Origin of the sequence: Paenibacillus sp. FSL P4-0127 (assembly GCF_038007325.1) — a bacterium.
Classification (GTDB): Bacteria; Bacillota; Bacilli; order Paenibacillales; family Paenibacillaceae; genus Fontibacillus; species Fontibacillus macerans.
This window is the reverse complement of the sequence record NZ_JBBOWY010000001.1, coordinates 605,604-620,172: the sequence shown is the minus strand read 5'-3', so window position 1 is coordinate 620,172 and position 14,569 is coordinate 605,604. Positions and strand designations below refer to the sequence as shown.

Genomic DNA, 14,569 nt, shown 5'->3' with positions numbered 1-14,569 from the left:
TATTCACAGGGCTGGAGGTTTTACTTTAGGGACCTTTATTATTTTTGGCGCAACCGGCGAAAAAATGAAGTCAGCAAAGAAGCGCACTCCTCTTGCAGCACTCCGGCGGTAACTTCGGTCCGGTGATTGAAGCGGGGTTCCTGCAGCAGGTTCATCAGCGTTCCCGCGCAGCCGGCCTTTGGATCGGGGGCCCCGTAAACAACGTGGGGAACCCGGCACTGCACGATCGCGCCCGCGCACATCGGGCAAGGCTCTAGCGTGACGTAGAGCCGGCAATCGAGCAGCCTCCAAGCGTCCAAATGTACGCTGGCCTCCCGGATCGCAATAATTTCGGCATGGGCTGTCCCGTCCCGTGAACTTTCCCGCAAGTTGTGGCCGCGGCCGACAATTTCGTCACCCAGCACGATTACCGCTCCGATAGGGACCTCTCCGATCGCTTCCGCTTTTTTCGCTTCGCGAATCGCCTCCTTCATCCAGTGTTCATGCGGATAAGATATCAATAATCCATTCAACTCCTTCTAAGGTGTTCATCCCCAGGTTGTCCAAGGTTTGTCCAACGAACAAGCATTCGTTGTTAACATATTGTGCATAACACTGTGCATAAGCAGGGTATTGTCCCCATTATTATACACATATTATACTTTGGTCCTGTTGATATGTTAATAGGATGTGGATAAGTTGTTGTTTTGTCCACTGTTAATAGCTCGATACAACCAAAGAACCAACTGTTTAGGCATTTTTACTTATTGTAGGGAAACGATCTGGGAATTTCAACGTCTTTGCAAAACTTGTCGTAAAAGGTATGATGAAAGTAGTAATTAACGATTACCATAAAAACCCATACTATGGCTCCAGAAGTGGGGTGAAACTTTGACTATAAAAACGAAACTTGCTTTGATCATCTCATGTTTTGCCATGATTATCTTGTCCTTGAATATCGTGCTAAGCTACTTCTCGACCCGGGACAATCTGCGCAGAGACCGGGAAGCGAACATGATGCTGACGGCTAAGCATATCGCCCTAGCTGTCGAACAAAGTCGCTCGATGTATAACTATGTAAAGATGTCCCTCGGGAACAAAATGAGCAGCGGAATGGTGGACGGGATTCTTTATATGACCAGCCCGGAAAGGATCGTGCGGGAATCTCTTGGCACCAATCAAAGCCTGCTGGAAATCAGCGGCTTTAATCCAGAGCAAATCAATCAGGATCATCTGTTATTCGGAACCTATGAATACAAAAATGACGACATGGTGGAAAGGGCCGTCCGGGAAACGATCAGCCAAAAGAAAAGCCTGTTGTACGACACGGTGATCAATAACAAGCATGTCCTAGTGAGCTACGTTCCGATTCTCCCGAACAAACAGGCGCCTTACGTGATTCGGATCATCTCCAGCTATGAACCGATCGCGAACGCTATTTCGAGGCAGGTGATCGGCCAGTTCACAGTTTCCTTTAGCTTGCTCCTTTTGATGATTTTGGCAAGCTATTGGATGGCGGGGCGATTGATCCAGCCGTTGCGGAATATTCTCGACCAGGTCAATGAGCTGTCCGTCGGGCAGTTTGAAGCCCGGCTGCAGGTCGACCGGAAGGATGAGCTGGGCCTGTTGGCTAACAAAATCAACGCGATGGCCGACAGCTTGGGCAACTACACCAGGGAATTAACGCAGAAAAACGAAGAAAACCGCTCCATGAAAGAATATTTGGAATCGATCATCAGCCAGACCGCCGACGCGATTCATATTACGGATATCGAGGGGCGGGTGCTGCTGGTAAACCCCGCTTTTGAGAGCTTGTATGGGTGGAAGAGCGAAGAGATCATCGGTTCGCACCTTGATTTTATTCCTCCCTTTGAGGAAGAGGACAACAGGTTGGCCTGGCGCCAGGAAGAAGAGGCCTACGGCAAAACGGTCTCCGTCGTAACGGAAACGGTACGACTGCGGAAGGATGGCAGCTGCGTCGAGGTCGGCATCAGCGTATCGCCGATTTATGATCAGGAAGGAAAAATCACGGCGTTTATCAGCATTTCCCGGGACATGACGGAACACAATAAGATGGATGAACTGCTGCGCCGATCGGAAAAGCTGACCACGGTCGGCCAGTTGGCGGCGGGGGTCGCCCATGAAATCCGGAACCCGCTGACGACGCTGCGGGGGTTTCTGCAAATGCAGCAGCAGACCAAAACGATCAATACGATGCATACGGATGTCATGCTGGCCGAGCTGGACCGGATTAATCTGATCGTCAGCGAATTTTTGATCCTGGCGAAGCCGCAAGCCGTGCAATTTCAAACGAAGGATGTCCGTTTTACAGTGGGGGACGTCGTCTCTTTATTGGACAGTGAGGCGCATTTACATAATATCGAATTTGAGGTTCTTTTCTCGCAGCAGCCCGTTTTTGTCCATTGTGAGGAAAATCAGCTTAAACAAGTATTTATCAATGTGCTGAAAAATGCCATGGAAGCCATGCCGAAAGGCGGGAAAATCGCCCTTCAGCTGGAGGCGGGCCAAGGCGGCCAAGCGGTGCTGCGGGTGATTGACGAGGGTGAAGGCATCGCCAAGGAGCGGCTGCACAAGCTGGGTGAACCCTTCTACACGAACAAGGAGAAAGGAACCGGTCTCGGTCTGATGGTAAGCCAGCGGATTATCGAGAGCCATCGCGGAACAATGCTGATCGAAAGTGAGTTGGGCAAGGGGACGGTCGTCACGATTACGCTGCCGCTGGCTTCCGCGGAGGAAGCTGCGGACTCCGGAGAAATGACGGATTTGGCCGATTAGCCGCAGGCAAGGCGGCTTGAATTTACAGAGGCGGGTGGATAAGATAACAACATGAGAATCAACAAATTTATCAGTGAGACAGGATATTGCTCCCGGCGCGAAGCGGACAAGCTGGTGGAGTCGGGGAAAGTGACGATTAACGGCGTCACCGCCGTGCTGGGCAGCCAGGCCGAAGCGGGAGACGATGTGCGAGTCGAGGGAAGGCCGATTGCGCCTAAGCCGACCAAACACGTCTATATCGCGCTGAATAAGCCGGTAGGGATCACGAGTACGACGGAGAGTCATGTTAAAGGCAATATCGTCGATTTCGTCGGACATCCGGAGCGGATCTTCCCGATCGGCCGCCTTGATAAAGACTCTGAAGGGCTGATTTTGCTGACGAACGACGGGGATATCGTCAACAAAATTTTGCGGGCCGAAGGCAAACATGAGAAGGAATATATTGTGACGGTGGACCGTCCGATGACGCCCGGCTTCTTGAAGGCGATGAGCGAAGGCGTGAAGATTTTAGGCCAGATGACCTTGCCCTGTAAAGTGACCCGGGTTTCGGACCGGGTGTTTCGGATTATTTTAACGGAGGGGAAAAACCGGCAAATCCGCAGGATGTGCAGCGCGCTAGGTTATGAGGTGCGCAAGCTGCAGCGGATCCGGATTATGAATATCCACCTGGGCGGGCAAAAGACCGGCACTTGGCGGGACCTGACCGAGCGGGAGAAGCGGGAGCTCGGCGAAGCGCTGAACTATACGCTGACCTAAAAAACGAATCAAGAGCGAACGAAGGCAGACCCTCTGACGTGAGGGTCTGCCTTCGTGGTTTGCGCGTATGCCGCCGCTTAATGCGCCGCAGTAACGCCAAGCTGTTGATTCCTGTCCACATATTTGCGGATGATCGAGACTTCAACCCGGCGGTTTTGGGCTCTTCCTGCTGCCGTATCGTTGCCGGCGACGGGGTGATATTCGCCGTAGCCGATCGCGCTGAATTTCTTCGGATCCAGGTTGGAGTTCAACAGCAGGATCTTCATGAAGTTCAAGGCGCGCTCCGCGCTCAAATCCCAGTTGGACGGGAATTCATAGGTGGAGATCGGGACGTTGTCCGTATGCCCGGAAACGATCACCTCATAGTCCGGAAACTCCTGCAGCATCGTCGAGATCGCTTTGGCGAGCTGACGGGATTCCGGCTTGACCTCGGCTTTACCCGAAGCGAACAACGCTTTGTCGCTAATGGTGATCATTAATTGCGATTGGTTGAGCTTTGTATCGAGATCGTCGGTCAGCCCGTTTTGTTTAATATAATTGTCCAGCTGCCGCTTTAGGGCCTCCAGGCTTTCCTGTTCCTTGCGCATCAGCTCGCTGTTGTTCTTGATCATGGAAGAGGATTCCGGCTGCTTGTCCAGTCCGTTGGACGAATCCTGTTTTTCGGTCATGGACGTTTGGTCCAAAATGCTGACGCTTCCGGTAAGGATACTATTGAACGCCTGGCTCATTTCTTCAAATTTCTTGGCGTCGATCGTACTCATGCCGAACAAGACGATGAACAGCGCCAGCAGCAGCGTCATTAAGTCGGAATAAGGAAGCAGCCAGCTTTCGTCGGCATGCTCCTCGTGATCCTGGTGTTTATTCTTTTTGCTCACCTTCATTTACCCCCTTTTCTAAAATTTCCGCACGTTCGGCAGGGGTTAAGAACACGGCCAGCTTCTGTTGAATGGCGATGGTGGATACGCCGGATTGAATCGACAGCAGTCCCTCCACCATCATTAATTTCACTTCCATCTCTTTTTTGGAGAGACGTTTCAATTTATTGGCGATCGGATGCCACAGCACATAACCGGTAAAAATACCAAATACGGTGGCGATAAAAGCGCCGGAAATCGCGTGGGACAATTTTTCGATATCACTCATATCCGAAAGGGCCGCAATCAGACCGACGACGGCGCCGAGAACGCCTAGGGTCGGCGCATACATCCCAGCCTGGGCAAAGATCTGCGCCCCGACTTTATGCCGTTCTTCGGTAGCCGCAATGTCTTCCGTAAGCACGTCCTGAACGAATTCCTGGTCGTTGCCGTCGATGATCATGCGCATGCCTCCGCGCAGGAAGTCGTCATCGATTTCTTCGACTTTCGCTTCCAAGGCCAGGAGTCCTTCGCGCCGGGTAATCGTGGCCCACTCCGTAAACAACGTAATCAATTCAGCTTTGGTGATCATCTTCGGTTGAGAGACGATCAATTTAAGCAGCTTGGGAAACTTTTTCATATCCGCCATAGGGAAGGCCATGAACAGCGACGCCGCGGTTCCGACGAATATGATGACGAAGGCCGCTGGGTTGGAGACCAAGCTTCCAATAGGCGCACCTTTTAGAAACATCCCTACAATGAGCGCAACGAATCCAAGAATAAGTCCGATAATCGATGAAATTTCCATTGTACACCTCGTCCTTGAGTTAAATTGAATCCTTTCTTTCTTTCCGCATCCTTGCGGAAAAGACGTTACTGCTGCCTAAAAAAAGATTTATCTATTTTATCGACAGTTTTCCCTTTTTTTTTAAGTGGTTTTTTCAGGTATAATAAGATCATAGCCTGAATACCAGGGCTATCAAGGGAGGATATCACGGTGGGAGTAAAGCACGGAAGAGATTATGAATATATTTTGGCCGACCTGACAAAAGCGGTGGGCCGGATTTCCGATAGCTACCTTTTCTTTGATATGGAATCGTCGGAGTGGGCGGGATTGGCGGACGAGGAGCGGGCCGAAGTGCAGGAAGCGCTGGCTGAAGACCTGTTTTTTGCGTTAGGAGCGGAACCCGTTCTTGAGGTGGGGAGCGCGATCGTTATTTATGATCCTGAGGGGCACCGCATCAATTTTCTGATCGGGGACGAAGAGCTTACTTCCGTGGCTTTGATCTAGAGAGATTTGGTTTGGCACGGGATTCCGTGGTAAAATAGTTAGTCAGGAAGCATTACGCATGTTCAGGTTGTATGTGGAATAAAATAGTTGAGGACGGGGCCGGAAGCTTAGGTCCCGATGCGCCAGGGGATGCTTACATAACTAGGAGTTCTTGAAGAGAACGGGGAGGATAAATGATGCCGTTTACACCGCAAGAAGTACAAGCGCATTTGGAAAAGCTGGAAGGCTGGGAACTTGAGGAAGGACGATGGATCTTCCGCAAATATACGTTCTCCAATTTTATGAAAGGCATTGCTTTCGTGGATGAGGTGGCTGCGATTTCGGAAGCGTTTAATCATCATCCGTTTATTACGATCGACTATAAAACCGTGACTCTTCGGCTGACTTCATGGGAAGAAGGCGGAATTACGGCAGTGGATATTAAAGAAGCGCAGCAATATAACGAGGCGTTCGAGAAAATGCGCGCCGCGGATTAGGCTAGGCAAAAAACGCCCGCCGGAAACGCTCAAGTTTCCGGCGGGCGTGCTTTTCATGTGCCGTTATTTTTGCCGTTATTTTTTCTCCGCGAGCCACATCGCGACGTTGGCAATTTCTTCATCCTTGAGCCGATCCTTGAAGGAAGGCATCATTCCGCCTTTGCCTTTGGTGATAATGCCGTAAAGCTGGTCTGCCGTCAGTTCTGCGCCGATCTTTTGCAGATTCGGTCCCGCGCCCCCTTGCAACTGATCGCCGTGGCAGGTGATGCAGTTTGCTTTTACGGTGGCTTCGGCTTGTGCCGCATTCATCGTAATTTCAGGCAATTGCGGTTTGGCTTCCTTGGCGGCCTGCTCCCGGCTCGGCAGGGTGAACATCAATACGATGGCCATAGCGCAAGCCACGAAGAACAATCCGCTCATGATCCACTTTTGCATTCCAATCGCCCCTCCTATGTAAGCTACCTTTTCCATTATAACGGAACATGCCGCTCGATCATAGTCTTTGTGTCAAAAATAGGAACAATTCCGTCGTGATTGCGGTAAAGTTTGTAATAAACTTCATAGCAAGTCCGATCTAATGGATCGGGAGCATTTTTAGGATGAGGGGTGAGACCCTCGATACACCATGCAATAAAAAGGCTTGGAGATGCCGCCAGGGGTCATTTTGTCGTAAAGGTCCGTGATGGTGAAGCCGGCCTTTTGATAAGCGCGAATCGCCCGGGTGTTCCACGTCAGCACTTCCAAATCGATCTCATGGCCCGGTTTCCGCCGCAGCGCCTCCTCGACGATCGCCGTTACAAACCGTTTGCCGAGCCCTTGTCCGCACAATTCCGGCTTCATACCGATACCGAGCCGCGTAACCCTTTCCAACGGGAAATATTGGGCAAATCCGGCGAGTTCTCCGTTCTCGTCCAGCACGGACACGTATTGCTCCGCTCTGATCGCCGGGTTGCCGAATTCGACATCGAGCGCTTTCATTTGTTCCCAAGGAAGCCAGCTGTAAACATCATAGGGAGAATCGTACCGCCAGGTGCAGATTTCTGCGCCGTGGCTCTCTTCCATGGGAACGATGCGAAACTGAACAATCGGTTTATCCATTGGGATCCTCCTTTAAAAACGGCATTCCTATTACCCTCACTCTAACGGGATTTACTTGACTTGTAAAGGTTCTGCCGTCTCTCGGACACCTGTGGATTTATGGAAATCAACAAAAAATCGGTAACCTTTTGGCGTGTCGCTTCGTTATATAGATAGGGATGAAAAAAACCGCAAGCCAATTCCGAAGATAAGCTTACGGCTGACAGGTCATGCGGAGCGAAATTAAGCGCCGGCGGAGGTTCAGGATTCCGCGGCGTATACGGAATAACCGTATTTGCTGAGCACCCGCTTCGCGCCAACGAAGCGGTTCTGGTAATAACTGCTGCTCAATTTGTCGATCCGGATTCCTTTGGATGAAGAGGCATGGGCAAATTCTCCGTCGCCAACGTAGACGCCCACATGCGATACTTTTCCGCCACCCAGGGTGTTAAAGAAGACAAGATCGCCGGCTTGCAGCTTGCTTTTTGATACCGGAGTTCCTACCTTGTATTGGGCCGTGGATACGCGAGGAAGCGTAACGCCCATTTGTTCGAACACATACCGCGTAAACCCGGAGCAATCAAATCCGGCCGTACTGGTGCCGCCGTATTTGTAAGGCGTGCCGTACACGGAATTGACGATGTTGGAGAGCGACGTTTCCTGCTCGTCCGCAAAGGCGCTTCCCGTTCCCAGACTGAAACATAGAGCCAAACTCGTTACCGCTGCTGCTAAAGTCTTTCTCAAGATGTCTAACTCCTTCCAAGGCCTGCGAGGTTAGCTTAAGGATTCGGTTGAAGGCTCCCTATGATCCCTTTGAAGCGGGATCAATTCACCCTGACTGATGTGGTTCCCCCGTTTCCCGGGTGCGGGGAATTCGGCAGTTTCATGTAGTATGCACCCAAAAACGACGTCACAACAAAAATTACAAAGTTGTTACTATTTCTGTTGGTCATTTTACCAAAGTGGGCCAACATTGGCAAGTTTCCCGGCAAAAAGGATGCTTTTGGCCTGTGTGAGGAGCGGAGTGATCTGGGTATTGATTCCTAAGGGGGATCATCCGTAGACAGGAAAAACCCGCAGGAGACGTGGTATCCCAATCATCCCTGCGGGTTTGTCGAATTCGTTATGGATTGCGACTACTGTTCGGCTGTCACAGCTTCAAATTTCTCGGAGCTCATAATGCGCTTAGCTCCAACATACCGCTTCTCGTAGTAACTTTCGCTCAGTTTGCTGATGACAACTCCTTTGGAAGAAGAGGCATGCGCAAATTTGCCGTCGCCGACATAAATACCAACATGAGATATGCCATCGCCGGAAGTGTTGAAGAACACCAGATCGCCTGCGATTAATTCATCCTTGGAAACGCTTGTTCCCATCTCAAATTGGGAGCCCGATTGATGAGGAAGATCGATGCCGAGCTTGTTAAATACATACATCGTAAATCCGGAGCAATCAAAACCGGACGTTGTTGTTCCGCCTGCGGAGTAAGGAGATCCGAGGCCTTCTTCAATGGCGCTGTCCAGTTTGGAATCCGCGAAAACGCTGCCGGTTCCGATCGTGAAAAGCAATGCAAAACTTACTGCTGTTACGGTCAAACGCTTTTTCAAGAATTATGCTCCTTCCAATGCCTACGAGGTTAGCTTAAGGATTCGGTTGAAGGTTCCCTATGATCCCTCGCTTACGAGATCAATTCACCCAAAGTGGTTCCCCCGTTTCCCCGGCGCAGGGAATTCGGCTTTGATTTCTCACCTGATAAGACTTATTCGACGTAACTTGCTATTTTCCTGCCAAAGATGACAAAAATAATTACAAAACTGTTACTGAAATTGTGTTGCTGTTATTTTAACAAAGACAGGGATCATTTGGCAATGGTTAATTCGCGAGACTAAGAGGGGAAAACCTGACACAAGGCCTTCGCAAAGTCGCGGAGGCCTTGTGCCGTAAAGGTTTCAGAGAGATGAAAAAATTTTAACTTTTCTCGGTTTTTGTCTGCCAGAGGCGATATTGCGAGGTGACCTGCCAAATTTTAAAAGCGCTGCGACAGAGAGGATAGGTTTGCTGGAGGATCAGCGCCAGCATTCCGGTCCAGATCCAGGAGACCGTTCCGAACAGCAGGAACACGCCCAGCCCGAATGCGCCCAGTATGCAGGAGATCCCGATGCCCTGAAGAAGGTGCCGGAAGCAGACGAGGAGGGAACCCCAGACGCTTGATTTGAACAAGTACCCAAATTGTACGTAGAGAATGCATTGTCTCACCAGCCAGCCGTATACGAACCAGCCCAGGATGTAGATGAGACCCTTCAGCAGCGGGGCCATCTGTCCTCCGGCCCCCAGCAGATGCGGCCATAAAACAAGGAGCTTGGGAATAACCCAGAAGGCCGGGATAATGATTAAAATAAGTTCAATGGCATAAAACAGGACAACCGGCTTCCAGAATTCTTTCATTCCGCGGAACAACGGCAGTCCGTGTCCACGGCTCTCGGAGGGGACAAGCCCGTATAGAATTCCCGCTTGAATAAGAGGCGTGAGCAGGAGGCGTAGGACCGCCATGCCGATCAGCAATCCTAAATAGAGGCGGACGTCCGGATTGCTCCCCAAATGGATACGCCCTTCCAGCAGGAACAGAATTCGGCTGAGTTGCGTGGGCGGCGGATCCGGATGCCTTTGCAGTAGCGCGGTAACGGCGGTATCGACCAGGCGGTACAAAAACAATCCCCACAGCAGTTGATACAGGAACAAAATGATGACGGAGGGAAACTGGCTTTTCAGCAGGCTCCACCCCTGACGCACATAAGTCATATTTTCACCTCTTAAAAGTTTTGCGAGCGTTGCTTTACTCGATATGCTTCGAGCAAAACTACTTCAGAAGCATAAGCTGAGTTCTGCCGGCGTTTACCATATAAGTGTTCCGAGCAGGGCTTCCAGCAGCTTGGTCACGCTCATATTGGAGCGCGAAAGAAGGGGCTCGGGTACTTCCGTCTTCAAATAATTGTTGATGTGTTTGTTTTCGACCACCAGCGAATAGTCGGGATCGATTTGCACCCAAGCAAGCGGTTCCTTGTATTGCAGTTTAAGCTCGACGCGGCTGTCCTCGCCTCTCCATTGTTTTCGCACCGTATGGCCGTCCTTGAACGTGAACTGCAAGGGTACCTTCGGATAGGTCGCCCCTCTGCGGGAGATGACGACGGTGGATTCGTAAACGGCGGTCCCGTCCTGGAGGAGCGGATTCACCGTGATTTTGTCGACGGAGAAGTCGGCCATTTTGCCATCGTATACATACTGCGAAAAATAGTTTTTCCAGCTGCGCCCGGTGACCTGTTCGACCACCCGCTGGAAATCGGCCGTCGTTGGATGTTTAAAGCGGTACTTGTGGGCGTATACCGTTAAAATGCGCTTCATCGTTTTGCTTCCCACCTGGCGTTCAATATCGAGCAAAATAAGCTTGCCGCGGTAATAGACATTTTTGGTATAGCCGTCGCTGGATCCGTACTTCCAGGCGTTCTGGGTCAGCGGAGCCGGTGAGGAAATCAGGGCGGCCTGGATCGGGAGCGCCGGGGTGATGCCGAACTCCTGCTCCATTAATTTGTCCTCCGCATAGGAAGCGAAGCCTTCATCCAGCCAAGCCTCTTCAAATTCATTGCTAGCGATCATGCCGTAAAAAAACTGGTGCGCGATTTCATGAATGACCGTCCGCTCCAGCTCATCGTAACCGGGAGAATCGCCGCTAGCGCCAAAAGCGGTCACAAGCGTCGGGTATTCCATCCCGCCGGCTCCGTTTCCGTCCGCGGGGGGCACCACGATGGACAGGGTGGAATAAGGATACCGTCCGTACCACCTGCTGAAATTGGACAAAGCCGATTTGGCCGCATAGAAGTAGCGCTCTTTCAAATCCTGATGGGCGGGGTCCAGGTAAAGCTTGATCCGCACGCCCGGCACCTCGGAGGAGGAAAACGGCTCTTCCGCGTAAATGAAATCGGGGGAAGCTGCCCAGGCGAAGTCATGAACATCGTCGGCGTAAAACTGCACCGTTTTCCGTCCGCCTTTGACGGCGGCTTTTTTCGTCTGAAATCCGGTAGCGGCAACGGTATAGGCTTCAGGCACATTAATTCTCACGCTGTATATGCCAAAGTCGGCATAGAATTCGGAATTTCCGTGGTATTGATGGAGATTCCAGCCTTCCGCCGCGCGCCCCCGGGTGCCCGCAGGCTCATACACGCTGATTTTCGGAAACCACTGCCCGGCCATCACGAAATTCCCCGCCGTCCCCATCCGCGCAAAAACCTTCGGCAGCTTGACGGTGAACTTCATCTTCAACGTAAGGCTTTCCCCGCCTTGAACCGCTACGGGCAGACGGACTTTGGCCAAAGTTTTGTCCTTCGCGTTGCCGTCATCCGGCTGCACATACTGCAGCCGGTGGAGCAGGGAAATGCCGTCCGTCGTCCGCAGTTCGGTGATTTCCATGGAGCCCCAGCCGTCCTTAGGCATGATATCTCCGCGCAGCTTGCCGCCCGATTCTTTCATAAACGTGGTGTCCGGTGAGGAGAAGGCGTTAGGGTACAAGTGCAGATAAATTTCGTTGACCGTTTTTTTTCCGGGATGGGTCCATGTCAACGTCTCCGTGCCGATAAGCGTTCCGTCCCGTTCATTAAGCGCAACGTCGATGTGGTATTCGGCGACCCGGTTGCTGAGCACCTCCGCCTTCGGCTGTTGAATGCTTTCGGCCTGCGGTGCGGCCGGGGTTTGTCCGGTTTTTTGGACGACCTTGGGCTTGCCCTTTTCCGGGGCGAACGAAGCCGCATTTTCCGGGCCCGCGTGGAGGGCATACCCAGCCGTTCCGAGAATTAAACACAAAGCAAGGATGGAAATGCCATAGATCTTAGTACGTCGGGTCATACAATGGATACCTCCCGTTGACAAGCATCTACAGCATGTATATGTTTGCTTTTGGCAGATTATTAGCTAAAATTGAATTAATCAATAAGGCCCCAGATTCACGAATAATGGAGGACATTATGGATCAATCACCAAAAACGGGTAAAAAAATTTTCGCCCTGAATATCATCAGCAACGATGAGAAAAGTAAGCATAAAGGTTTTGGCGCAGGCTCCATCGATTTGAACAGCATGTCACCGGTCATCATCGACGGCGATGAAGCGTACATCGATGTCGGGGCGATGCACGCCAAAAGTAAGGTGGAAAAAGGCATCAAATTTTCGATGAACCGGGAGGATGTCCCGAACGGACGGCAGGTTTGGATCGTCTGGGTCGCGGTCGACCGCGGACCGGAAGGGCAATTTTACGGCGGGATGACCGCCTGCGAGATGTGGATCGATACAGAGGCGCGGCGCGGCTGGAAAATCCTTGCCGACCACGTCAATAAAATGGACTACGCCCTGAAGCGGCGGGTCATCCTGGAGGGATTGACGGCGGCGCAAAAAGCGGCGCTTAAAAACCTGTTGATCGATACCAACGCCGAGTGGTGGGAGCGCACGCCGGAAGAGCTGAAGAGCGCATTGAAAGCTTAAAAGTCCGTGAGATGCAGATAAAAAACAGTGAACCCTTGCCGTCCAGCCTGCGGCAAGGGTTCACTATTTTTTTCGGCATATATGGAACCTATACCTCAACTTTCGCAGAGCAAAAATTAGCTTGAGTCCCTGGGTTGAAAGCTTGAGGATAGGGAAGTGGGGGTGGACGGTAGATCAACACTCCCTGTCCGGAGACTTTGCACGATTATCCCGTTTGATCAGGTAGCAGAGAAACAGACAAGCTCGGGAGAAGATATATTTGGTGGAGAAGCAGATAGGTTCGAGATAATTTAGACGGCCTTAGGAGAAGAAATCAGGTTTAGAGGGGTGAAGCAGACCGGACAAGAGATCAAGACAGGAAATCAAGAGAGGAAATCAAGACAGGGGATCAAGGACAAGACGCAAAGGAAACGAAAAGACCGTGATTTTGTTGTAGCCTGAACTCCTTCCATCTGCAGCAACGCCCGCACTGTTCATGGTAACCCCTACCCATTAAATTGATCTTCATCAAGTACCCCTACCGTTCCAGCGTCCTGATCAGGCTGCTGCCCCAAGAGGCTGGTTCGGTTGGCGTGCGATCAGCCGGCGGTAAGGGATCGCCGGAATCGCCACACACATGCGCAGCAGCTTCTGCCGCATTGTTTCTTCCTCTCCTTGCAGGCGCAGCCGACGGCGCCCGGTGTATTCGTTCAGATACGCCTGCAGATGCTTCAGTCCCAAGGCTCCATACGTACTCTTCAGCGATTCCCACGCCTCTCTTACCACTTTCCGCAAGGGCACATACAGCCGAAAGGCCTGAGGGAACGACTGCACCGCCGATGTATGGACATCCACATGCCCGCCAATAAACGCGATTAGATCGTGACGGTTTGCCCTTTTTTCGCCTCCCCGCTTATGCGGTACCAGGCGGATTTTGACCTGCTCCGGCTCGCCCGACTCCGTGACTGTGCATCCCGCTACGACCGCCGAGGCATACGGATGTGAAAGCTGACACCGGGACGGATTACGCCCATACTGATCGCTGTTCACCTTCACGTCTCCGGAAAGCAGCTCCCGGGCATCGAACTCCCCCACGGCATGGCGTATTTTGTGCAGCATTGACCAAGCGGTCTTGTAGGTGACCCGGACCACCTTACTCAGCCGCAGCGCCGAGATGCCTCCCTCAAGCAGGAATAAATCCAGGGCCTCGAACCACTTGAGCAAGGGCAAATGCGTTCCTTCAAAAATCGTGCCGACCAAAGGCGACGTTTGATGCTTGCACTTTCCGCACTCGAATAAGGGGATATGCCGGGAAGTCAGACGGCTGCACCAGGTGTGATCACAGCGCGGGCAGACAAAGCCGCTTGGCCACTTCATCGCGATTAGCGCCTCCATGCAGTCCTGTTCGCTGTTAAAACGGTTGCTGAATGGCTGAAGTTCCGTTCCCGCATTGATCTCCATGTTTGCTCGCCCCCGAATCAAGAATACACGAACATAAGTTCCGTTTATTTCATTATACCAAACACACGTTCCCTTATCAAGCTAAAAATTTCACCTTAACCGCCTCATTTTTTCCTCAGCTTTTTTGTGTTTTTTCTTCTCTTTTTTTGGAACCCTTGACTTGCTCTAGCCCCACCCCTGCTCCCTGTTCCTTAACGAAGGGGATAATCGTGCAAAGGCAGACAGCAGGCAGGGACACCAAGACACGAACGCTTTAGACAGTCCTTTTGGACAGCCCCCTCACCTGGCGTCGATTTGTGACACTCCTCGAGACGGCCACGGTGCAAAAGGTAGATACACTAACCTCGCCGAATCGTGAAGCCTCTACATCGTTGA

The 14,569-nt window shown here is 51.7% G+C and carries 15 protein-coding genes and 2 riboswitches; of the genes, 5 read left to right on the top strand and 10 right to left on the bottom strand.

Annotation, left to right across the window (positions count from 1 at the left end):
- Positions 1-38: 38 nt before the first annotated feature.
- Positions 39-500, bottom strand: coding sequence for a tRNA adenosine(34) deaminase TadA (gene tadA, locus NYE74_RS02650; protein WP_124333512.1), 462 nt, complete (start codon positions 498-500; stop codon positions 39-41).
- Positions 501-870: 370 nt separating this feature from the next.
- On the opposite strand from tadA, the gene NYE74_RS02645 reads away from it, so the two are divergent.
- Both NYE74_RS02645 and rluF read left to right on the top strand, forming a co-directional pair.
- Entirely contained in the window at positions 871-2,775 is a 1,905-nt protein-coding gene (locus NYE74_RS02645) for an ATP-binding protein (RefSeq protein ID WP_036618044.1), read from the top strand.
- Between the two features lie 51 nt (positions 2,776-2,826).
- Entirely contained in the window at positions 2,827-3,531 is a 705-nt protein-coding gene (gene rluF, locus NYE74_RS02640; protein WP_124333513.1) for a 23S rRNA pseudouridine(2604) synthase RluF, read from the top strand.
- 77 nt (positions 3,532-3,608) lie between these two features.
- Here the strand turns inward: rluF and motB are convergent, their stop codons facing one another.
- Entirely contained in the window at positions 3,609-4,412 is an 804-nt protein-coding gene (gene motB, locus NYE74_RS02635) for a flagellar motor protein MotB (RefSeq protein WP_155621386.1), read from the bottom strand.
- The gene (motA, locus tag NYE74_RS02630; protein WP_036618041.1) at positions 4,390-5,193 is read right to left on the bottom strand and encodes a flagellar motor stator protein MotA; all 804 of its coding nucleotides are present in this window, start codon (positions 5,191-5,193) and stop codon (positions 4,390-4,392) included. The genes motB and motA overlap by 23 nt, the downstream gene beginning before the upstream one ends.
- Positions 5,194-5,382: 189 nt before the next feature.
- Between motA and NYE74_RS02625 the strand changes: the two genes are divergently transcribed.
- Both NYE74_RS02625 and NYE74_RS02620 read left to right on the top strand, forming a co-directional pair.
- The gene (locus NYE74_RS02625; RefSeq protein ID WP_036618040.1) at positions 5,383-5,676 is read left to right on the top strand and encodes a hypothetical protein; all 294 of its coding nucleotides are present in this window, start codon (positions 5,383-5,385) and stop codon (positions 5,674-5,676) included.
- Between the two features lie 176 nt (positions 5,677-5,852).
- Positions 5,853-6,152 carry a 4a-hydroxytetrahydrobiopterin dehydratase gene (locus NYE74_RS02620; protein ID WP_036618039.1) on the top strand — a complete coding sequence of 100 codons (300 nt, stop codon included), beginning with the start codon at positions 5,853-5,855 and terminating at the stop codon, positions 6,150-6,152.
- 75 nt (positions 6,153-6,227) lie between these two features.
- Here NYE74_RS02620 and NYE74_RS02615 read toward each other — a convergent pair whose 3' ends face one another.
- The 6 genes from NYE74_RS02615 to NYE74_RS02590 all read right to left on the bottom strand — a co-directional run bounded on the left by NYE74_RS02615 (position 6,228) and on the right by NYE74_RS02590 (position 12,122).
- Positions 6,228-6,587, bottom strand: a complete 360-nt coding sequence (locus tag NYE74_RS02615) for a c-type cytochrome (protein ID WP_036618037.1) — start codon at positions 6,585-6,587, stop codon at positions 6,228-6,230.
- A 159-nt stretch (positions 6,588-6,746) separates the two neighbouring features.
- Positions 6,747-7,250, bottom strand: coding sequence for a GNAT family N-acetyltransferase (locus tag NYE74_RS02610; protein WP_036618036.1), 504 nt, complete (start codon positions 7,248-7,250; stop codon positions 6,747-6,749).
- Between the two features lie 240 nt (positions 7,251-7,490).
- Complete coding sequence (locus NYE74_RS02605; protein WP_036618034.1) at positions 7,491-7,973, bottom strand: C40 family peptidase; 483 nt, start codon at positions 7,971-7,973, stop codon at positions 7,491-7,493.
- A gap of 4 nt (positions 7,974-7,977) precedes the next feature.
- Positions 7,978-8,119: riboswitch (cyclic di-AMP (ydaO/yuaA leader) on the bottom strand.
- 246 nt (positions 8,120-8,365) lie between these two features.
- Positions 8,366-8,836: a C40 family peptidase gene (locus tag NYE74_RS02600; RefSeq protein WP_036618032.1), complete on the bottom strand. Its 471-nt coding sequence runs from the start codon at positions 8,834-8,836 to the stop codon at positions 8,366-8,368.
- A gap of 3 nt (positions 8,837-8,839) precedes the next feature.
- Positions 8,840-8,976: riboswitch (cyclic di-AMP (ydaO/yuaA leader) on the bottom strand.
- 221 nt (positions 8,977-9,197) lie between these two features.
- Positions 9,198-10,028, bottom strand: a complete 831-nt coding sequence (locus NYE74_RS02595) for a hypothetical protein (RefSeq protein ID WP_036618029.1) — start codon at positions 10,026-10,028, stop codon at positions 9,198-9,200.
- Positions 10,029-10,121: 93 nt separating this feature from the next.
- On the bottom strand, positions 10,122-12,122 hold the full coding sequence (locus NYE74_RS02590; RefSeq protein ID WP_270620227.1) for a M1 family metallopeptidase: 2,001 nt from the start codon (positions 12,120-12,122) through the stop codon (positions 10,122-10,124).
- Positions 12,123-12,241: 119 nt separating this feature from the next.
- Between NYE74_RS02590 and NYE74_RS02585 the strand changes: the two genes are divergently transcribed.
- Positions 12,242-12,754: a YwhD family protein gene (locus NYE74_RS02585; RefSeq protein ID WP_036618025.1), complete on the top strand. Its 513-nt coding sequence runs from the start codon at positions 12,242-12,244 to the stop codon at positions 12,752-12,754.
- 537 nt (positions 12,755-13,291) lie between these two features.
- Here the strand turns inward: NYE74_RS02585 and NYE74_RS02580 are convergent.
- Entirely contained in the window at positions 13,292-14,194 is a 903-nt protein-coding gene (locus tag NYE74_RS02580) for a transposase (RefSeq protein WP_155621387.1), read from the bottom strand.
- Between the last annotated feature and the right edge of the window lie 375 nt (positions 14,195-14,569).

What these genes read in the sequence shown, in the direction of transcription:
- NYE74_RS02615 (WP_036618037.1), bottom strand. Translation starts at nt 6,587, where the DNA reads ATGCAAAAGTGGATCATGAGCGGATTGTTCTTCGTGGCTTGCGCTATG.
- motA (WP_036618041.1), bottom strand. Translation starts at nt 5,193, where the DNA reads ATGGAAATTTCATCGATTATCGGACTTATTCTTGGATTCGTTGCGCTC.
- NYE74_RS02595 (WP_036618029.1), bottom strand. Translation starts at nt 10,028, where the DNA reads ATGACTTATGTGCGTCAGGGGTGGAGCCTGCTGAAAAGCCAGTTTCCC.
- NYE74_RS02585 (WP_036618025.1), top strand. Translation starts at nt 12,242, where the DNA reads ATGGATCAATCACCAAAAACGGGTAAAAAAATTTTCGCCCTGAATATC.
- NYE74_RS02580 (WP_155621387.1), bottom strand. Translation starts at nt 14,194, where the DNA reads ATGGAGATCAATGCGGGAACGGAACTTCAGCCATTCAGCAACCGTTTT.
- NYE74_RS02610 (WP_036618036.1), bottom strand. Translation starts at nt 7,250, where the DNA reads ATGGATAAACCGATTGTTCAGTTTCGCATCGTTCCCATGGAAGAGAGC.
- rluF (WP_124333513.1), top strand. Translation starts at nt 2,827, where the DNA reads ATGAGAATCAACAAATTTATCAGTGAGACAGGATATTGCTCCCGGCGC.
- NYE74_RS02620 (WP_036618039.1), top strand. Translation starts at nt 5,853, where the DNA reads ATGCCGTTTACACCGCAAGAAGTACAAGCGCATTTGGAAAAGCTGGAA.
- NYE74_RS02590 (WP_270620227.1), bottom strand. Translation starts at nt 12,122, where the DNA reads ATGACCCGACGTACTAAGATCTATGGCATTTCCATCCTTGCTTTGTGT.
- motB (WP_155621386.1), bottom strand. Translation starts at nt 4,412, where the DNA reads ATGAAGGTGAGCAAAAAGAATAAACACCAGGATCACGAGGAGCATGCC.